General features: G+C 64.6%; 20 protein-coding genes. 12 read left to right on the top strand and 8 right to left on the bottom strand.

Annotated features, from left to right (window positions below; genetic code table 11):
• Positions 1-117 precede the first annotated feature (117 nt).
• Positions 118-900, bottom strand: a complete 783-nt coding sequence (locus AC0CH3_RS15060; protein WP_056024464.1) for a glucose 1-dehydrogenase — start codon at positions 898-900, stop codon at positions 118-120.
• A 179-nt stretch (positions 901-1,079) separates the two neighbouring features.
• Between AC0CH3_RS15060 and AC0CH3_RS15055 the strand changes: the two genes are divergently transcribed.
• The 8 genes from AC0CH3_RS15055 to paoC (AC0CH3_RS15020) all read left to right on the top strand — a co-directional run bounded on the left by AC0CH3_RS15055 (position 1,080) and on the right by paoC (AC0CH3_RS15020) (position 10,980).
• On the top strand, positions 1,080-1,775 hold the full coding sequence (locus AC0CH3_RS15055) for a RibD family protein (RefSeq protein WP_354304296.1): 696 nt from the start codon (positions 1,080-1,082) through the stop codon (positions 1,773-1,775).
• Between the two features lie 210 nt (positions 1,776-1,985).
• Positions 1,986-3,218 carry an MFS transporter gene (locus AC0CH3_RS15050; protein WP_056024459.1) on the top strand — a complete coding sequence of 411 codons (1,233 nt, stop codon included), beginning with the start codon at positions 1,986-1,988 and terminating at the stop codon, positions 3,216-3,218.
• Positions 3,215-4,333, top strand: coding sequence for an XdhC family protein (locus tag AC0CH3_RS15045; RefSeq protein WP_056024456.1), 1,119 nt, complete (start codon positions 3,215-3,217; stop codon positions 4,331-4,333). The genes AC0CH3_RS15050 and AC0CH3_RS15045 overlap by 4 nt, the downstream gene beginning before the upstream one ends.
• Positions 4,317-4,955: an aldehyde dehydrogenase iron-sulfur subunit PaoA gene (gene paoA / locus AC0CH3_RS15040; RefSeq protein ID WP_056405795.1), complete on the top strand. Its 639-nt coding sequence runs from the start codon at positions 4,317-4,319 to the stop codon at positions 4,953-4,955. Before AC0CH3_RS15045 ends, paoA begins: the two co-directional genes overlap by 17 nt.
• Positions 4,952-5,902 (top strand): FAD binding domain-containing protein, encoded by a 951-nt coding sequence (locus AC0CH3_RS15035; RefSeq protein WP_056024453.1) that lies wholly within the window; start codon positions 4,952-4,954, stop codon positions 5,900-5,902. Before paoA ends, AC0CH3_RS15035 begins: the two co-directional genes overlap by 4 nt.
• A 4-nt stretch (positions 5,903-5,906) precedes the next feature.
• Positions 5,907-8,114: an aldehyde oxidoreductase molybdenum-binding subunit PaoC gene (gene paoC / locus AC0CH3_RS15030; RefSeq protein ID WP_354304301.1), complete on the top strand. Its 2,208-nt coding sequence runs from the start codon at positions 5,907-5,909 to the stop codon at positions 8,112-8,114.
• Positions 8,115-8,164: 50 nt separating this feature from the next.
• Complete coding sequence (locus AC0CH3_RS15025) at positions 8,165-8,773, top strand: cysteine hydrolase family protein (RefSeq protein ID WP_056024818.1); 609 nt, start codon at positions 8,165-8,167, stop codon at positions 8,771-8,773.
• A complete protein-coding gene (gene paoC / locus AC0CH3_RS15020) occupies positions 8,770-10,980 on the top strand; it encodes an aldehyde oxidoreductase molybdenum-binding subunit PaoC (protein WP_056024446.1) in 2,211 nt (736 codons plus the stop codon). Before AC0CH3_RS15025 ends, paoC (AC0CH3_RS15020) begins: the two co-directional genes overlap by 4 nt.
• Before the next feature lie 87 nt (positions 10,981-11,067).
• Here paoC (AC0CH3_RS15020) and AC0CH3_RS15015 read toward each other — a convergent pair whose 3' ends face one another.
• Both AC0CH3_RS15015 and AC0CH3_RS15010 read right to left on the bottom strand, forming a co-directional pair.
• Entirely contained in the window at positions 11,068-12,264 is a 1,197-nt protein-coding gene (locus AC0CH3_RS15015; protein WP_200916367.1) for an MFS transporter, read from the bottom strand.
• A gap of 218 nt (positions 12,265-12,482) precedes the next feature.
• A complete protein-coding gene (locus AC0CH3_RS15010) occupies positions 12,483-12,617 on the bottom strand; it encodes a hypothetical protein (protein WP_261362621.1) in 135 nt (44 codons plus the stop codon).
• Positions 12,618-12,775: 158 nt separating this feature from the next.
• Here AC0CH3_RS15010 and AC0CH3_RS15005 point away from each other — a divergent pair, with 158 nt between their 5' ends.
• Together AC0CH3_RS15005 and AC0CH3_RS15000 are read left to right on the top strand one after the other, a co-directional pair.
• Entirely contained in the window at positions 12,776-13,147 is a 372-nt protein-coding gene (locus tag AC0CH3_RS15005; RefSeq protein WP_056024445.1) for a cyclophilin-like fold protein, read from the top strand.
• An 84-nt stretch (positions 13,148-13,231) separates the two neighbouring features.
• On the top strand, positions 13,232-14,140 hold the full coding sequence (locus AC0CH3_RS15000; protein ID WP_465238031.1) for a LysR family transcriptional regulator: 909 nt from the start codon (positions 13,232-13,234) through the stop codon (positions 14,138-14,140).
• Between the two features lie 263 nt (positions 14,141-14,403).
• On the opposite strand, the gene AC0CH3_RS14995 is transcribed toward AC0CH3_RS15000, so the two are convergent.
• The 5 genes from AC0CH3_RS14995 to AC0CH3_RS14975 all read right to left on the bottom strand — a co-directional run bounded on the left by AC0CH3_RS14995 (position 14,404) and on the right by AC0CH3_RS14975 (position 18,500).
• Positions 14,404-15,354: a hypothetical protein gene (locus AC0CH3_RS14995; protein ID WP_354304305.1), complete on the bottom strand. Its 951-nt coding sequence runs from the start codon at positions 15,352-15,354 to the stop codon at positions 14,404-14,406.
• Between the two features lie 232 nt (positions 15,355-15,586).
• Positions 15,587-15,967: a low molecular weight protein tyrosine phosphatase family protein gene (locus AC0CH3_RS14990; protein WP_354304307.1), complete on the bottom strand. Its 381-nt coding sequence runs from the start codon at positions 15,965-15,967 to the stop codon at positions 15,587-15,589.
• Positions 15,968-15,975: 8 nt separating this feature from the next.
• Entirely contained in the window at positions 15,976-16,746 is a 771-nt protein-coding gene (locus tag AC0CH3_RS14985; protein ID WP_354304309.1) for a phytanoyl-CoA dioxygenase family protein, read from the bottom strand.
• A 96-nt stretch (positions 16,747-16,842) separates the two neighbouring features.
• Positions 16,843-17,568, bottom strand: a complete 726-nt coding sequence (locus AC0CH3_RS14980) for an ABC transporter permease (protein ID WP_465238030.1) — start codon at positions 17,566-17,568, stop codon at positions 16,843-16,845.
• Positions 17,565-18,500, bottom strand: coding sequence for an ABC transporter ATP-binding protein (locus AC0CH3_RS14975; protein WP_354304313.1), 936 nt, complete (start codon positions 18,498-18,500; stop codon positions 17,565-17,567). The genes AC0CH3_RS14980 and AC0CH3_RS14975 overlap by 4 nt, the downstream gene beginning before the upstream one ends.
• An 85-nt stretch (positions 18,501-18,585) precedes the next feature.
• Between AC0CH3_RS14975 and AC0CH3_RS14970 the strand changes: the two genes are divergently transcribed.
• Together AC0CH3_RS14970 and AC0CH3_RS14965 are read left to right on the top strand one after the other, a co-directional pair.
• Complete coding sequence (locus AC0CH3_RS14970) at positions 18,586-19,053, top strand: DUF2975 domain-containing protein (protein ID WP_354304315.1); 468 nt, start codon at positions 18,586-18,588, stop codon at positions 19,051-19,053.
• Positions 19,053-19,295 (top strand): helix-turn-helix domain-containing protein, encoded by a 243-nt coding sequence (locus tag AC0CH3_RS14965; RefSeq protein ID WP_354304317.1) that lies wholly within the window; start codon positions 19,053-19,055, stop codon positions 19,293-19,295. Before AC0CH3_RS14970 ends, AC0CH3_RS14965 begins: the two co-directional genes overlap by 1 nt.
• Positions 19,296-19,412 lie beyond the last annotated feature (117 nt).

Below are 19,412 nucleotides of genomic sequence, written 5' to 3'. Positions count from 1 at the left end.
TCTCACATAGCGGTTCTTGGTAAAGCAGAGGCAACGACTGGATCTCAACGATTTCCAGGCGCTCGGAACGAGGCAGCGGCGCCACGACTGGCCGCTGCGCGCGCTGCCAGTACCTGATCAACCGCCAAGACCGACCGTCTGTCCACCATCCACGACCATCGCATGACCGACCATGAACGCAGCCGAGTCGGAGCAAATGTAGAGCACCGCGGCGGCGATCTCCTCGGGCTTGCCCATGCGGCCGATCGGCTCCTGCGCGATCATCTTCTTCTGGCCTTCCTCGGTACCGCCAGACACCCGGTCGGTGATCATCGGCGTTTCGATGATGCCGGGGCAGATGACGTTCACGCGGACATTGTCGCCGATATATTCGAGCGCAGCCGACTTGCTCATTCCGATCACGCCGTGCTTGACGGCAACGTACCCGGCCTGCCCTGCAATTCCGACGACGCCTGCGCCCGACGAGGTGTTGACGATCGCGCCGCCGCCCCGCTTCTGCATCAGCGGAATCTGGTATTTCATGCAGAGGAACACGCCGCGCAGATCGATCGCGGTCATGCGGTCGAAATCCTCCTCGCTGAGGTCCGCCAGCGGGATCTGCTGCTGCTCGATACCGGCGTTGTTGAACGCGATGTCGATGCCGCCAAAGGCCTCGACCGTCTTGTCGAGCGCGGTACGAACGTCCTCGCTCTTCGAGACGTCGCAGGTGATCCCGACCGCGCTGCCCCCCGCTGCCTCGATCGCCGCGACGACCTCGGCAACGCCGTCTCCGTTCAGATCAACGACGGCGACATGTGCACCAGCCTCGGCGAAGGCGATGGCAGTGGTGCGCCCGATTCCATTGGCGGCGCCGGTGACGAAGGCGATCTTGCCTGCGTAATTCTGGTTCTGGTCGGCCATCTCGATTTCCTTCGCGCTGAAGCGGCTCGATCGCCGCGGATATGGTTCAGAACGAAGTCGGTCGATGCCGCTTCCATGAAATCCCCTCACCGATCCGGTGCAGTAGCCTCATTGGGCCGACAGGCCGCTGCGGTCGTTCCTCGTGACTAGATTTAAAGACAAGCCCGGGATTCCCGTACATGAAGCCGCATATCATCTGTCACATGGCCAGCAGCATCGACGGCAGGATCCTGCCTGAACGCTGGACGCCAAGCGGCGCGCATTCGCATGATATTTACGAGGACCTGCATGACAGGCTCGGAGGCGGGTCATGGCTCGTCGGCCGTGTCACCGGCCAAGAGTTCGCCAAGCGCGACGCGTATCCGGACCAGCCGGAGGCGAGCTTTCTCCGTACCGCCTGGCTCCCGAACCACGCGGCGGAAGCGTATGGCATCGTGTTGGACGCTCATGGCAAGATCGCGTGGGGGCGTAGCGATGTAAGCGGCGATCCTATCGTGGTCGTGCTAACCAAGGCGGTATCGGACGCGCATCTCGCGGGACTGCGCGAGGACGGCGTCGGCTATGTCTTTGCCGGCGAGACCGACCTCGACCCGCACGAGGTCGTAGAAATTCTGAATACCGAACTGGGGATCGACCGCCTGCTCCTCGAAGGCGGCGGTCACCTCAACGGCGGCTTTCTCCGTGCCGGCCTCATCGACGAGATCAGCCTGATGCTCGTGCCTGCGATCGACGGGGCATCGGGCGCTCCGGCCGCTTTCGAAGGCTCCGGCACGGCGGCTTCGGAACGGTTGCCGATCGATACTCTGGCGTTGATGAGTCATGACGTCATGGACGGCGGGACCGTCTGGCTTCGGTACCGGGTCACTCCAGCCTGACGGTTCGCGGTTTTACGGGCGTGTGCATGAGCAGCGCTCACCAAGGCATCAACGTCTGGCTGAATTGTCGGTCGGATCGTCCTTCCCTAAATTAGCATTCTTCGCAGCCAACCGTTCGTCCCCGAACCGGCACGGCACGAGCGCCCGGATCCGTCGCGATCCCCCTCCACGACGGGTCCGGGCGCATTTGGCACAATCAGGAGAGCCATCATGGCAAGTCCCATCGCCGCGGTTGCGGACACGGATGCCGCGCGCATCGACGATCGGCCCGCCCGCTGGGGCGCGGTATATGCAATGGCACTGTGCAGCTTCGTGCTGATCGCGTCCGAGTTCATGCCGGTCAGCCTGCTGAGCCCGATCGCACACACGCTGAATCTGACCGAGGGCAAGGCCGGACAGGCGATTTCCATATCCGGGCTGTTCGCGGTCATCACTAGCCTGTCGCTGTCCTCCGTACTGGGGAAAACGGACCGTCGGATCGTGCTGCTCGTCCTGACCAGCATGCTGGTGGTCTCCGGTGCCATCGTCGCGTTTGCGCCGACCTATCTGGTCTTCATGGCCGGCCGCGCGCTGCTCGGTATCGCCATCGGCGGGTTCTGGTCGATGTCGGCTGCGATCGCCATGCGACTGGTGCCGAGCCACGCGGTCCCCAAAGCGCTCGCGGTCATCAGTGGCGGCAATGCACTGGCCACCGTGCTCGCGGCGCCGCTGGGCAGTTTCGTCGGCAGCCTGATCGGGTGGCGCGGCGCATTCTTCTGCGTGGTACCGGTCGCCGTCGCGGCCGTGATCTGGCAGGCGCTGACGCTGCCACCGCTTCCGGTTGCAGAACGACAGAGCGCCCGCGGCATGTTCGCCCTGCTGCGCCGGCCGCCCGTGGTATTCGGCCTGCTGACCGTCGCGATGCTGTTCGTCGGGCAGTTCGCGCTGTTCACCTATCTCCGCCCGTTCCTCGAGCAGGTGACGCATGTCTCGCCGGCCATGCTGTCGATCATGCTGCTCATTCTCGGCGTATCCGGATTCATCGGCACCGTCCTGATCGGGCGGGTGCTGAACGGGGGCCTGTTCCTCACCCTTGCCGTGCTGCCAGCGTTGATGGCGGCAACGGCGGCGGCACTGACGGTGCTTGGTACGTCCGTCGTGGCGGTCGGAATATTGCTTGCGGTTTGGGGTTTCGCAGGCACGTCCGCGCCGGTGGCGTGGTGGACATGGCTGGCGCGCACGGTGCCCGACGAGGCCGAGGCTGGCGGCGGGCTGATGGTGGCGATCGTGCAGCTCGCGATTACGCTGGGCGCGACGATGGGCGGCATTGTCTTCGATGCAGCGGGTCCGCGCGCCGAGTTTCTCGCCAGCGCCGGCCTTCTTGCGATTGCAGCACTCGCCGCGGTCGCGATCGGCCGAGCCGATCGTCGCCCCGCCGCCCCTGCCCAAGCCGTAGCGGCATGAAGCAGGCGCTGGCGATCCTGCGCTTCCTGCGCGACTGTGACGAACGGGGAGAGCGGGCCGCGCTGGTGACGCTGACCGACGTCACCGGCAGCGCGGCCCGCGCGCCGGGCGAGCATATGGCGGTGGCCGAAAGCGGACGGTCGCTGGGCTCGTTTTCCGGTGGGTGCGTGGAAGCCGCCGTGATCGCAGAGGCGCAGGAGGCCCTTGCCGAAGGGCGCGCACGTCACGTGCGCTATGGCGACGGTTCGCGCTACATCGACATTCGGCTGCCCTGCGGCGGGGGCATCGACCTGCTGTTCACGCCGACACCGGATCGTCGGCAGATCGATCGCGCCATCGCCATTCTGGAACGGCGCGAGCCGGTCGTGCTCCACCTCTCGCTCGACGGGACTATCATTGCCGCTTGGTCTCGCGACGGTGATCGCACGCGGTGGCTCGATACGATTTTCAGCGTACGTCACGATCCGGTCCTTCGGCTGGTCGTCATGGGACATGGCGCAGAGCCCGCCGCGATGCTCGACATCGCCCACGCCTATGGCGCCGACGCCACGCTGTTGAGCCCCCAGGCCTCGCTCGTCGAGGACACACGGCGGCAGGGACGATCCGCGGATCTTCTCCGGTTCGTCGGCCGCGTGGACGGATTGGCGATCGATCCCTGGACCGCGGTCGTGACGCTGTTCCACGATCACGACTGGGAGACGCCACTCCTGCTCCAGGTCCTGGAGCAACGCCCGTTCTTCATCGGCGCGATGGGCAGCATGAAAACGCATATCGAGCGTCAGCGGCGCCTTCTGGAAGCATGGGCGGAGCGCGATGATATCGCGCGGGTTGTCGGCCCCGTCGGTCTGATCAAGGCGACACGCGATCCCCAGACGCTAGCGCTCTCGATCATGGCGCAATTGGTCCAGGCCTATGAAGCGACAACGGCGCTCGAAAAGCCTCGCCCGGAGAGTTGGGCCATGAGCCATCCTCATGGTTTCATTGAACATCATGCACGCTCCAAACGGCACGGCGACGCGTTACAGTCCGAGACAATCGTTGATGTAGATCAGACAGTTACCGCGGACGCGCGGTACGGCAGCAAGAGAGATGAAGCCCATGCCCAGCATATCTGAAGTAGAGCTTTCGCGCCGTGGGCTCCTCGCGGGCAGCGCGGCGACAGCCGTGATCGCCGCATCGCCGGCCGGCGCCGTCGCGACGACGCCGCCCCAGGCTAGCGCCACGCCGACCATGCCGGTGCGGTTCAAGGTCAATGGTGAGAAGCGCGAGCTCAGCCTCGATCCGCGGACGACCCTGCTCGACGCGCTGCGCGAACACCTGCACCTGACGGGCACCAAGAAGGGCTGCGATCATGGCCAGTGCGGCGCCTGCACCGTGATGGTCGATGGGGTCCGCATCAATTCCTGCCTGAGCCTCGCGGTGATGCACGAAGGCGACGAGATCACGACGATCGAGGGCCTCGGCACGCCGGACAAGCTGCACCCGATGCAGGCGGCCTTCATCAAGCATGACGGCTATCAATGCGGCTATTGCACGCCGGGTCAGATCTGCTCGGCCGTCGCGGTCCTCGACGAGATCAAGCGTGGCGTGCCCAGCCATGCGCAGGGCGACCTGATGACCAAGCCGACCGCGACGAACGTCGAGATGCGCGAGCGCATGAGCGGCAACATCTGCCGCTGCGGTGCCTATTCCAACATCGCCGAGGCCATGGCCGAAGTCGCGGGAGCAAAAGCATGAGAGCTTTCACCTATGAGCGCGCGAAGGATGCGAGCGCCGCGGCGCGCGCGGTCGCCGGCAACCCGGCGGCCAAGTTCATCGCCGGCGGGACCAACCTGCTCGACCTGATGAAGATCGAGGTCGAGACGCCGACGCATCTCGTCGACGTGCAGGATCTCGGTTTCGACAAGATCGAGGCGACGCGTGAAGGCGGGCTGCGCATCGGCGCACTGGTGACCAACACTAACCTCGCCGCCGACGAGCGGGTTATGCGCGATTACGGCGTGCTGACGCGCGCGATCGTCGCGGGGGCATCGGGCCAGTTGCGTAACAAGGCGTCGACCGCCGGCAATCTGCTCCAGCGCACGCGCTGCCCGTATTTCTACGACACCAACATGGCGTGCAACAAGCGCAAGCCGGGTTCGGGCTGCGCCGCGATCGGCGGATACTCGCGCCAGTTGGGCGTCATCGGCGTCAGCGACAGCTGCATCGCGACGTTCCCGGGTGACATGGCCGTGGCGATGCGCGTGCTGGATGCGGTGGTCGAGACGGTCGATGCGACCGGCCAGCGCCGGTCGATCGCGATCGCCGACTTCCACCGGCTATGGGGTGACACGCCCCAGCAGGATACCGTGCTGAAGCAGGGCGAACTGATCACCGCGGTGACGTTGCCCAAGCCGCTAGGTGGCAAGCATTTCTACGAGAAGGTGCGCGATCGTGCGTCCTACGCCTACGCGCTGGTGTCAGTGGCGGCGGTGATCCAGCCAGACGGTACCGGGCGCGTCGCGTTCGGCGGCGTGGCCCCCCGCCCCTGGCGTGTCGAGGCAGCGGACGCGCTGCTGCCACGCGGTGCCGCCGCGGTGACCGCGCGTGCGTTCCAGGGCGCGACGCCGACCAAGGACAACGCGTTCAAGCTCCCGCTTGCCACCCGCGCACTGGCCTCGGTCATCGCCGAAGCGAAGGCATAATCGCATGAAGTTCGATACACCCGCCGTCGCCAACCCGATCGACCGGATGAAGGTTGTCGGGCGCGCGCATACCCGCATCGACGGCCCGCTCAAGACGACCGGGCTGGCGCCCTATGCCTATGAGCATCATCGCGAGATCGAGAACGCCGCTTATGGCTATGCCGTAGGCACAGCCGTCGCCAAGGGCCGCATCAACGCGATCGACACGGTCGCGGCGAAGGCTGCACCGGGCGTAATCGCGATCGTCACCGCCGCGGATGTGGGCAAGCTTGGCAAGGGTAAGTTCAACACCGTCAAGCTACTCGCCGGGCCGGACGTCGATCATTATCACCAGGCAGTGGCGGTCGTCGTCGCCGAGACGTTCGAGCAGGCCCGCGCCGCGGCCGGCTTGGTCCGCGTCGATTATGCGCGCGGCAAGGGCAGGTTCGATCTGGATGCGGCGTTGAAGACGGCGCCGCTGACCGACGCGGACAAGCCCGGCAAGGGCGAAGACCGGGTCGGCACGTTCGAAACCGCCTTCGCATCCGCGCCGGTCAAGCTCGATGCGCACTATACCACGCCGGATCACAGCCATGCGATGATGGAGCCGTTCGCCTCGATCGCCGCCTGGAACGGCGACGCGCTGACGGTGTGGACGTCGAACCAGATGATCGACTGGGGTCGCACCGATCTCGCCACCACGCTGAACATGCCGAAGGAGAAGGTCACCTTCCTTTCGCCCTATGTCGGCGGCGGTTTTGGCGGGAAGCTGTTCCTGCGCAGCGATGCGGTCCTCGCGGCGCTCGGCGCGAAGGCGGCAGGGCGTCCGGTCAAGCTGGCGATGAGCCGGCCGTTCATGGCCAACAACACGACGCATCGGCCGGCGACGCGCCAGCGCATCCGCATCGGCGCAGCGAAGGACGGCACGATCACCGCGATCGCGCATGAGAGCGGCTCGGGCGACCAGCCGAACGGCAGTCCGGAAGCGGCAGTCCTGCAGACGAACCTGCTCTATGCTGGCGCGAACCGCCTGACGTCGATGCGCCTCGCGGTGCTCGACCTGCCCGAGGGCAACGCGATGCGCGCGCCGGGCGAAGCGCCGGGCCTGATGGCGCTTGAGATCGCGATGGACGAGATGGCGGAAAAGCTCCGCATGGATCCGATCGCCTTCCGCGTGAAGAACGACACGCAGGTCGATCCGAAGGATCCCAAGCGACGCTTCTCGCAGCGTGAGCTGGTCCGCTGCCTGACCGGGGGTGCACAGCAGTTCGGCTGGTCGCGTCGCAACGCGCAGCCCGGCCAGGTTCGCGACGGGCGCTGGCTGGTCGGGATGGGCGTGGCATCCGCGTTCCGTAATCACATGAACATGACGTCGGGTGCTCGCGTCCGGCTCGGCAATGACGGCATCGTCACCGTCGAGACCGACATGACCGACATCGGCACCGGCAGCTACACGATCATCGCGCAGACCGCGGCGGAGATGATGGGCGTCCCCCTCGACGCGGTCGTCGTCAAGCTCGGCAGCTCGGCATTCCCGGTCTCCGCCGGGTCGGGCGGCCAGTTCGGCGCCGCCAACGCGACGGCGGGGGTGTATGCGGCGTGCGTCAAGCTGCGCGAGGCCGTCGCCCAGCGTCTCGGCTATAATTCGGCCGATGCGGTGTTCGACGGCGGCAAGATCACGAGCGGCAATCGCTCGGCCGACCTTCGCCAAGCCGCCTCCTCAGGCGAGTTGGTTGCCGAGGACAAGATCGAATATGGCGATCTCGACAAGAGCTGGCAGCTGTCAACCTTCGGCGCACACTTCGTCGAGGTCGGCGTCGATAGCTATACGGGCGCGACCCGCCTGCGTCGCATGCTGGCGGTCTGCGCATCCGGGCGGATCATCAATCCGACCTCGGCGCGTAGCCAGGTGATCGGCGCGATGACGATGGGTGTCGGCTCAGCGTTGATGGAGGAACTGGCGGTCGACAAGCGCTTCGGCTTCTTCGTCAACCACGACCTGGCCAGCTACGAGGTGCCGGTCCACGCCGACATCCCGCACCAGGACGTGATCTTCCTCGACGAGGCCGACGACAAGGCCAATCCGATGAAGGCTAAGGGCATCGGCGAGCTCGGCCTGTGCGGCGTCGGCGCGGCGGTAGCGAACGCCATGTACAACGCGACGGGCGTCCGCCTTCGCGATTATCCACTGACCCTCGACAAGCATTTCGATCGGCTGCCGGCGGTGGCGTGAGCCACGCCGCACTGGTCGAATGTGCTCTAGGGCGAATGGGAGACAAGATGATGATACCCGAAAAGACCGCCCTGTTGCTGATCGAGTACCAGAACGACTTCGTCAGCGAAGGCGGCGCCCAGCATGATGCGGTGAAGGCGGTGATGGCCGACACCGACATGCTGGCGCACAGCCGGGCCGTCGTCGAACGAGCGCGCGCGCAGGGCGTGACCGTGATGCACGCGCCAATCACCTTCGCGGAGGGTTATCCGGAGATCCCGTCCGATCCTTACGGTATCCTCGCCGGCATCAAGCAGGCTAACGCGTTCCGGAAAGACAGCTGGGGCGCGGCGATTGCCGATGCGATGGCACCGGTCGACGGCGACATCGTGATCGAGGGCAAGCGGGGCCTCGATTGCTTCGCGAGCACCAATATCGACTTCATCCTGCGTCAGCGTGGCATCACCGATCTGGCGATCGCCGGGTTCCTGACAAATTGCTGCGTCGAATCGACCATGCGCTCGGCGTACGAACGCGGCTTCCGCGTCGTCACGCTGACCGACTGCACGGCGACGCTGAGCCCCGAAGAGCAGCACGCTGCGGTCACGAAGAACTTCCCGATGTTCTCCAAGCCGATGACGCACGACCAGTTCCTGGCCGATCTGGAGACGAGTGCATGAAGTTCGACACGCCTGCGGGCACGACTCCAATCGACCGCCTGACCGTGGTCGGACGCGCACACACGCGCGTCGAAGGTCCCCTGAAGACGACCGGCACGGCACGCTACGCCGCCGAGCATCACGATTTCGCGCCAGATGCGGCCCATGGCTACATCCTGGGTGCAGCGATCGGCAAGGGACGCATCGACCGCATCGATACCGCGGCGGCACATGCCGCGCCCGGCGTCCGTGCGATCGTCACCTATGAAAATTCGGGCCCGATCGGCAAGGGCGAGTTCTACACCCAGCGCATTCTGGCCGGCCCGATGGTCGATCATTATCATCAGGCGGTCGCGGTCGTCGTCGCCGACACCTTCGAACAGGCGCGCGCGGCGGCGTCGCTGATCCGCGTCACGTATGCGCGCGGGAAGGGGCGCTTCGATCTGGCCGCGCAAAAATCATCGGCCCCGATCGCGCCGGAGGAACCGTTCGGTGGTTCGACGAACGCGTCGGTCGGCAACTTCGCAAGCGCGTTTGCCAGCGCGCCGGTCAAGGTCGACGAATCTTATACGGTCCCCGATCAGGCGCATGCGATGATGGAACCCCATGCGAGTATTGCGCGGTGGGATGGTGACAAGCTCACCTGCTGGACGTCGATTCAGGCGATGAACTGGGGCTGTCGCGACCTGGGCCTCATCATCGGCACGCCAAAAGAAAATATCCGCCTGCATTCCCCCTTCATCGGCGGCGGCTTTGGCGGCAAGGGCACGACGCAGAGCGATCTGGCACTCGCGGCGATCGCCGCGCGGGTATCGGGCCGTCCGGTCAAGGTCGTGCTGCAACGCCCGCTGATGTTCAACAATACCATTCACCGCCCCAAGACGATCCAGCGCGTTCGACTGGGCGCCGGCAAGGACGGCCGTCTCGTTGCCATCGGTCACGATAGCTGGTCGGGCAACCTGGCGGGTGGCCGCACCGAGCCCACCAACCTGCCGACGCAGTTGATGTATGCCGGCGAGAACCGCCAGTTGCGGCGCTATCTCAGCCCTCTCGATCTCGCCGAGGGCAACGCCATGCGCGCGCCGGGCGAGGCCCCGGGGATGATGGCGCTGGAAGTCGCGATGGACGAGCTTGCGGAAAAGCTCGAAATGGATCCGGTCGCTCTGCGGATCGCTAACGACACGCAGGTCGACCCTTCGAAGCCCGAGCGCAAATTCTCCACCCGGCCGTTCGTGCAGTGCCTGAAAGAGGGCGCGGACCGGTTCGGCTGGAATGCGCGGGTCGCCAAACCCGGCAGCCGTCGCGAAGGCAAGTGGCTGATCGGCATGGGCGTCGCCAGCGCGATCCGTGGAGCACCGATCATGAAGGCCGGCGCCCGCGTGCGACTGGGCAAGGACGGACACGTCACGGTCGAGACCGACATGACCGACATCGGCCAGGGCAGCTACACGATTGTCGCGCAGACCGCCGCCGAGATGATGGGCGTTCCGCTCGAACGGGTGACCGCCAAGCTCGGCGATTCCACCTTCCCCGAAACACCCGGCTCGGGCGGCCAGGCGGGTGCCGCGTCGGCTACGGCTGGCGTATATGCCGCGTGCGCGAAGCTGCGCGAATTGGTGGCGCAGCGGATGGGCTTCAACACGACCGACGTGACGTTCGCGGACGGGCGCGTCAGTTCGGCGGGCCGTTCGGTCCCGCTGGCCGATGCCGCCAGGGACGGCGAGATCGTCGCCGAGGATGTCATGGAATTTGGCGACCTGAACAAGGAGTATGCGCAGCAGACCGTCGGCGCGCATTTTGCCGAGGTTGGAGTGGATGCCTATACTGGCGCGGTCCGCGTCCGACGGATGCTGGCGGTCTGCGCCGCCGGGCGTATCCTCAACCCGATCACGGCGCGCAGCCAGGTGATCGGGGGGATGACGATGGGGATCGGCGCCGCACTGATGGAGGAAATGGCCGTCGACACCCGCTTCGGCTTCTTCGTCAATCACGACCTTGCCGGCTACGAGGTGCCCGTCCACGCCGACGTCCCGCATCTCGACGCGCATTTCATCGACGAGGTCGATGCGACGATGTCGCCGTTGAAGGCAAAGGGGGTCGGCGAGCTGGGTTTGGTCGGCGTCGCGCCGGCGATCGCCAACGCGGTGTACAACGCGACCGGCGTTCGGGTGCGCGAATATCCGGTGACGCTCGACAAGCACTTCGCAGGCCTGCCGGAAATCGCGTGACGCGACAGATCTGCAGCTGCGTTGCGAGGGGCGCGGCTGCGGTCGTCCACGCCGGTACGCTATAGCGTGCACGCAGCCGCCATCGCGTCAATGTTCGGTTCGAGCACCCAGCGTGAAGCCGTTGGCTGAAGCGGCGTAGGCAATGGCGAAGGCGACGCCCAGCAAGGCCAGCATCGCGGGGAAAAACGCAACGACACCTGCGCTGCGATAGATCAGCGCGCCGACCGCGCCGCCGCACGCGATGCTCACGTTCCAGACCGTCGTCAGCATGGCGCCGACGATATCGACGCCCTCGCCCGCCGCGTCGGAGGCCGCCGTCTGGATCGAGGTCGCAGCCCCGCCGAACGTCAGGCCCCACAGGACGACGCCGACAAGGATGACGCTGTTGCTGTGCGGCAGAAAGCCGAGCACCGCAGTCGCAGCGGCGAACACCGCGAGGCTGGCGAGGACGTGGAGGCGCAGGTGGCGGTCCACAGCGGCACCCGCGATCCAGATCCCTGCGAGCGCGGCGCATCCGAACACCAGCAGGAGCAAGCTCACCCGGCTACCGTCGCCGGCCCATTCCGCGTACGGCGCGACATAGGTGTAGAGGATGTAATGCGCCGTCACCCAAGCGAACGCGGTGGCAAGGATCGGCGCCACGCCCGGCATCCGCAGCACGGCCAGGTTCGACAGCTTGCGCTCGGGCGGCTGGCCGGCGCTGTCCGGCATCTTCCACGCGACCGCCCCGGCCAGGCATAGCGCGAGCGCGGCTAGCACCAGGAACGCGATCCGCCAGCCGATCGCCCCGCCCGCGAACGTGCCCAGCGGCACGCCGACCGACAGCGCCAGCGGGGTGCCGATCATCGCCAGTGCGAGCGCGCGGCCCTTCAACCGATCCACTACCAACCGGCGCGCATAGCCTCCGAGGATGCCCCAGCCGAGCCCGGCGGAAACGCCCGCCGCAAACCGCGCGACGAGCGTTACCGCATAGCTGTGGGAGAGCGCGGTCACGACATCGAACACCAGCAGGCCGAAGATTGCCGCGAGCAGGAGTGGGTTGCGCGCATAGCTCTGCGTGAGACTGACGAGCGGAATGGCCGCCATCACCGATCCGACGGCATAGACCGTCACCATCTGGCCGGCGAGCGCGCGCGAAATGTTCAGATCATCGGCGACCTGGGGCAACAGACCTGCGGGGAGCGTCTCGGTCACGATCGCGGTGAACCCGGTCAGCGCGAGCAGGATGAGCGCGCCAACGGGGAGCGTATCGCGCTCGGCGCGCGCCTGTGGTTCGATATCCAAGACTTCACCTTTGTGCGATCGCCGGACGAGCGACGTGCCCGATCGATGGGAGAAGACTGTCCTACGATCCGCCCGCGCAATCGCGGCATGGCGGCTGCTCAACGCCCGGATGAGCAGGCGTCATGACGGCCGTTACGTGGCGCGGACACCGTCGCACGCTGAGCGCCGCTCATCATGGCATCAACGCAAGACCGTGTTGTTCGGGTCGGGGGCGGCGGTTAGATCAAGATAGACACACGTGCCGGCCGAGGATCGCCGCGCTTGAAGCCGCCCTTGCCGATACGCTGGCGACCAAACCGCGACGCCACGGCTTGCTGCTTCAGCTTGGCGATGATCCGGCGGTCGCGTGCCATGCGGGCGTAAGGGGAAGGTGACGATGCGCGCTATCGAGGCAGGACGCCCCCTTCTCTGTCTGTTGGCTCTGCTGACGGCATGCGGCCAACCAGCAGCGACCGCGAAGGCAAGCAACGCCTTGATATCCTATGCAAACAGCGCGCGAGAGACACGAACAATGACGACTATCGAAATCGATGCCGGGACGCGTCAGTGGACTGCGCAGATTGCGGACTCCCCCTCGGCACGCGATTTCCTCGCGCAGCTGCCGCTCGACCTGACGCTGACCGATTATGCAGCGACGGAAAAGGTCGCCACTTTGCCCCGACCGCTGACCCGCGACGGCGCCCCGGCCGCGGTCACGCCGCGCGCCGGAGAGATCGGCTATTACGCGCCGTGGGGGAACATCGCGCTTTACCACAAGGACGGCCCGCACTCTCCCGGCCTCGTGATCCTCGGTCGGATCGACGGCCCTTACGCCGATCTCGCGAGCCCCGGTGCCGTGAAGGTTACAATTCGACAGCGCGTCGCTCCTCCGACCGAACGCTGATCCTTCGAGGGAGGACGCCCCTGCCGATCCCGCAGTCGCCCGTCGATCGCTTGCGAGGCTAAACCATAGAGCCCAGGATACACTATGCCGACCAGCCGATCCGATCTCGCCGACCTGACTTACTTCCTGGCAATCTCCCGACATCGAAGTTTCAGGCTCGCCGGGCTCGAACTCGGGGTCAGCGCATCGGCGCTCAGCCATGCCTTGAAGGGGCTCGAGGCACGGCTCGGCGTCCGCCTCCTCCACCGCACGAACCGGAGCGTCACCCTGACTGCCGCTGGCGAGGAGTTGCGAGACAAGGTGGCTGAGCCGTTCGGCACGATCGATCAGGCTGTCGAGAGCCTCAACCGCTATCGCGACGCGCCAACCGGGCGGGTTCGTCTGAACGTCGCCGCCGAAGCGGCGCCCTTATTGCTCTCGCCGGTCATGCCGATCTTCATCGAGCGGTATCCCGATATCGAGATCGACATCGCCGCGCGGGACCAGATGACCGACGTCATCGAAGATGGCTTCGACGCCGGGATCCGTTACGCCGGAACGGTGCCCGAGGACATGGTGGCGCAACGTCTTTCGGGCGAGCTTCGCTGGATAGTCGTCGCATCCCCCGCCTATCTCGAGAAGTTCGGCGTTCCGCAGCACCCGTCGGATTTGGAACACCACCATTGTCTCGGCGTCCGCCTCGGAAATGCGCATATCTACCGCTGGGAATTCGAAGGCCCCGAGGGCGAATTCTCGGTCCCCGTCGCGAGCAAGGTCCTCGTCAACGGGGGGCGCGCGATGCTGGCCATGGCGCTCGCGGGGACCGGACTTATGTACGGCATGGAGGCAACCTTCGCCCCCTATATCGCGCGCGGAGAACTACGCCCGGTGCTAGAGGACTGGTCAACGATGGGCCCGGCATACCACATCTATTATTCCAGCCGTCGCCAAGTGCCGACTGGCCTGAAACTTTTGATCGAACTCATTCGCGAGTTGCGTCCGCTAGGCCTTTAGACACGCGAATTGGAAATGCGCATGCAACGTCGGCGCTCATCGCGAACTGCTCGTACCATCGGTTGTCGTAGACATGCGCCATACGCTCCTTGGCATCGAAGACCCAGAACCGGACGTTCACGCCCCTCCCCTCGCTCCCCAACTTCGGACGCTGGTTCATCTTTGCGAGTAACCGATTTTTCAAGCCCGGCTATCCGCTCGCGAATGTCGTGATTGGTGGAAAACGGACATGACGGGAGCAGCGGCGAATGTCCGCTAGGCCGTCAGCGGGCCGGTTCTTCTGCGCCGACAGTGGCAGAACTGACCCGGAAGCCGAAGCCATTCTCACGGGTCCAGACCATCGTCACCGGTGCTTGAGTGCTGCGGTTGCCAGAAAACCGGACGATCACCCCCTCCATCCTCACTCGGTCGGCAGTTTCGCCGATGATGTGTCGGGGAAAGACTGACGCGTCCTCCAGGTGGCTCGACCAAATCTTTGCAGCCGCGGCCGCCCCCTCGGCGATCGTACCAGCCCAATCGATTCGAGCGTGATCGAAGAACAGCTGGCGGATTGCGTATTCTGTGCGATCGCCACGAGCACTCGCGAACCAATCGCTTCCATACGCATTGCGCGCGAGCGCGGCAGCGGCGCGGTCGCCTTCCAGAAGCGTGCACCCGGCAAGCCGGCTAATATCGTTGCGGTACTGTCGGGCATCGAGCAGCGCACAGGCCGGCAACGCCGCCACTGCCTCGCGGGCCAGTTCGAACGCGAGCGGCACTGCCAGCCCGGTATCGCAAGTGGACTGGACGGCCTTGCGAATGGCAGCAGGACGGCCTGAGCGGGCAGGGTCGACCGCTTCGACGGACACCGACCAAGGATGAAGGCAGATTGACGGGCGGTCCGCCTTGGGCGCTGGCGCAAGCGTACGGTCAAATAGTGCGGCTGCGGAGCGCACTCGTTCCCAGGTGTCGAGGGGCACGGCCGTCGCCAGCGTGCCGCCGGCGGCAGTCTGAACCTCTACACGAGGTTCCTCACCGGGACGGCGCATGAAAGCAACGACGCCTGCCGGATTGCCATAGCCGTCGATGAAAAACGAGCGAACAACTTCCCCGCCGCTACTGGCAACGCTCTCTACCGTAGCCAGAGAGTAAGGCCCCGGTTTCGGCCCTGCCGTATTTGCCTGGGGTGCAAGGGCAGAAGCAATGGCGATAATAATAGCAGGTGCTGGCATCATCAGCGGTTCTCCGGGCTGTTGCTGCCTTTTGCCTGCTTCGGAAGGCTGCGTCACGGGAGAGCTGAGAGCGCCAATCTGTTGAGGAAGATGACATATGCGTGTTTGCCCAAAGCGGGCCTGTGAGTCCGACGGCGGATGTCCGCTATTGGGCGGAACTGCCCGGCAGCGCGAGGCTGATAGGACCCAATAGACGACATTCAGATCAGCGTACTCACTTCCCAAAAACCGCCGTTCATTCATGTTCCGATTGTGACCGCTTCTCAGTTGTCCTGGCGCGTGCTGGTAGGTGCCTGCTCACCTTCGTCTCGAGCAGCTGGACCAGCTCCGGCTGCATAAATGCAAAATTGTCCGGCACATCAAGGCAAATCACACGCGTGCCTGTCAGAGCCGCCCGGAAACGACGCTGCAGCTTGCTCCGTTGCGCCTTCTCCATAACGAAGATCAGGTCGGCCCAGCTGACGAGTTCAGCCGTGAGCGGGTTCTCGGCATCATGGTTGGTCCCGGCGGAGTCTACCTCGAGATCTTCCCGACGCGAGAACACGTGCTCGGCGGTAGGGCTTCGCAGCTTGTTCTGGCTACAAACGAACAGGACTGTTCGGACGCGCGCGCTCAATCTGCCACCTATATACCATGCCAGGCGAGTGGGTATGGCGCAGCATCAGCCGAATAATCGACCTGGAGCACGCGACGGCGTCGCGGGGGATCAGCAGCCAGCGAGGCGTGTACGATAGGGGTAGCGTAGAGCCAAACGTCGCCGCGTTCGGCTAGACACAGCCGCTCGCCGGAGGTCGTTACCAAGCGCTGCACTTCGGCTTCACTCAAGCGACCGAGCCGGTGCGAGCCAGGCACGATGCGCAACGGAGCGTTGTTCGCATCCACTTGATCCAGGTGCACGCGCAAGGTCACCATGCGCTCGAGGATATCAAACGGCGGTTCGACTTGAATCAGGCCGGACTTCAATGTCCACGGTCCAAACCCATCTGCACCAACCCGCTCCCTTACCACGATCGTGCGGTCCTGATGCCAGCCGAGCGCCCAGTTACGCTCGGACGTCTTGTCGAACAGGATCGCACGAACCGGACGAGCGTCGGGTCCGAGCGCGGTGGCTGCTATCCCACCGATCGGTCCAGCGACGCCTAGAAACGGCTTAAGCTCGCGTCCCTCCCCGATCCGAACTCCCGGCACATTCGTTCGAAGCGCAGCCAAGGCGGCCTCAAGGCGAGTAAGCGCGGCTTCATCCAGCGCCTGGGCGAAGAGTTCGGCCCCGTCCTGGTCGAGGTCGAGATCGGCAGTCTGATCAAATCTCGCAAGCATGTTGATGAAGGTAGCCGAGACCTCTGTCGTGGTCGACCTCTCGACGACTACGACAGCGGTAGACCCACGTCCGGACATTCGCGACCAGTTTCCGGCTCCCCAACTTCAGCCGTTCATTCATCTCGAGGATAACACGGTAGTTTCCGGCTAAGCGGTTCACGCCATACAAATGGATCACCTGAAATCACGCCGCGTGAGATCGATGACCATCACGGCCAGCAAAATGACGCCCGCGATCCCACCGACGAGCGCGAATGGCACCGGGGCTTTACTCGTCACGATTTTCATCGGCAAAACCCACGGAAACCAAGCCGCCTGTTGTGTGTGCGTCATAGCTACTGCGAGGGCTACAAGCGTACCCCCGATGCCGACGCTCAGCGACACGACGAAACTTGCGAAACGTAATGCGGACCATAGCTGGAGAACTATCATCAGCGTAGTACCCGACCACAGGAGAAACATGGTTCGGGCCAGGCTCTGCCAAGGGATTGCCCCCACTGGAACGTGCCCACCAAGCGTCCCTCCAAGCCAAGCACCGATCCCGGTGTCCAGAAGGGCCAGCAGCGTGATGCACCCGGAGGTCACAAGCACGACGATCGCTTTCGCCAGGAACACCTGCCAACGTCTGATCGGCAGGGCGAGGAGATGATCCCAACTACGTCCGCGATGTTCGATCTGGCCGACCAAGGTGGTGAAAGCGGCGACGATCATCGGCAGCAGGAACAGCGCCCAGATCGGGAGCAGGAACTCGTTGAAGATCGACGTCCAGCTCGACGTGCGGTCGCTGGTCATAAGCGACAGGCACGCCAGACCGCCGGGCAACGCCGGCGTAGCCAATGCGAGGAGTGCGGCCAGTGAACCGTTCAGCTTGCGGATTTCGACATCGAGGATCGTGATCATGCTGCCATCCCGTCATGCGCTTCGGCACGATCGACCGCATCCCGGTAGACGTCCTCCAGCGTGCGAACCTGCGGCCTGATCGACGAGACGGCGAAATCGGCTTCGACCAGCAGGCGGTTAGCCATCGACGCCTGATCGGATTGGACGATGCCTTCACAACGAACGATGATCGACCGGTCGTCACCTGCCGTCGCGTCCATCCCGCGCTTCCTCAGCAACACAGATCCCGCTTCCGCCTCGCCGGAAACCGTGAAGATTATGCTGGTGCCACCCCGCAGCAGTGTGTCGATATCGTCCTGTACCAGCAGGCGCCCCTTGCGCATAACACCGACGTGATCGGCCACGTGCTCGACTTCAGTCAGGAGATGACTGGAGACGAACACGGTCCCACCGATATGTCCGGGTAGCGCACGGATCAGGGCGCGCATGGCCAAGATGCCATCCGGATCGAGGCCGTTGGTGGGTTCGTCGAGCAGCAGTAGTTTTGGCGAACCGAGCATGGCTCGAGCCAAGGCAAGGCGTTGTTTCATCCCGAGCGAATAGTCTCGCACCCGCCGACTTGCCGCGGTGCAAAGATCGACGAGTTCCAGTACACGATCGACCTCTCCGTCTGGCAAACGAAGCAAGCGGCAGGTGAGGCCAAGGTTGGCCCATCCGGTCAGATGATCGTACAGCGAGGGGCTTTCAACGAATGCGCCGACCTGCGCCAGGGCGACGCGGCGTACCATGGCCAGATCGTGGCCAAGCAGCCGTATCGATCCGGCGTCAGGGCGTAACAGCCCGAGCAGCAGGCGCATCGTGGTGGTCTTGCCCGCGCCGTTGGGCCCGAGGAAGCCATACACGCATCCCATCGGCACTTGCAGCGCCACTGCATCGACCACCGGACGTCCGGCAAAACGCTTGGTCAGTCGGTCCGTTTCGATCGCCAGCAATAGCTTGCCCCTATCATTAGATTTAATTCTCGATTAAATTCTCATCGTGGAGCGATTTAAGTCAAGGTTAAATATGGCACGGCCGATGAACGACGATCTGCAGCACAGTCGATGGCTGGCACGGCTGGCGACGATGACCTTCTGTGTGATCACGCTGGTGATCGTCACAGAAGCGGCAATGGTCGCCGTTGCGCCTCGTTCTGCTGCCGCACTAGCGTTCCTGCTCGCATTCCGTGCGCCGGTGCCGTTCTACCTATATGCGCTCTGGACAATGCGGCTGGCTTTTGGCCGGATCGCCGGTGGCGAGGTGTTCTCGACTGTGCTGCCGAGTTCTCTCACTCGACTGGGCCTAGCTCTCGCCCTCGGTGCGACCGCGACGGTCTTCGTCAGCCCGTTGGCACTGAGGCTCATGGGTGGCTATCGTCACGGTGCCTATGCCGCCTTCGATCCATCGGCGATCACAATCGGGCTCGCGGGTCTTTTCCTCGTGATCCTGTCGCGCCTGTTCTCCCGCGCGGTCATGCTGCAGAACGAATTGGACGAGATTCTCTGATGCCGATCCGGGTGACGCTCGATACCGTTCTGACCAATCGGAAGATGACGGGGAAGCAGCTGGCCCAAGCGGTGGGCCTCAGCGAGACGCAGCTTTCGCTGTTCCGGTCCGGCAAGGTGCGCGGCATCCGGTTCGCAACACTGGCCCGGCTATGCGCCGCTCTTGATTGCCGACCAGGCGACCTCGTCGACTATGATTACAATCCGAAAGACCTGCAAAACGACGATGCTGCAGATACCTGACATCCTACGTGTTTTGTCCCGGCTACCGCCTCGACCCAAAAACCGACATTCGAGCCCGTCTTGCGGCTTCCGAACTTAAGACGTTCATTCATAGTCGATGCGGATGTTATATGGCGG

Source organism: Sphingomonas sp. AC449, from assembly GCF_979253475.1.
This window is presented reverse-complemented; position numbering and strand designations above follow the sequence as displayed.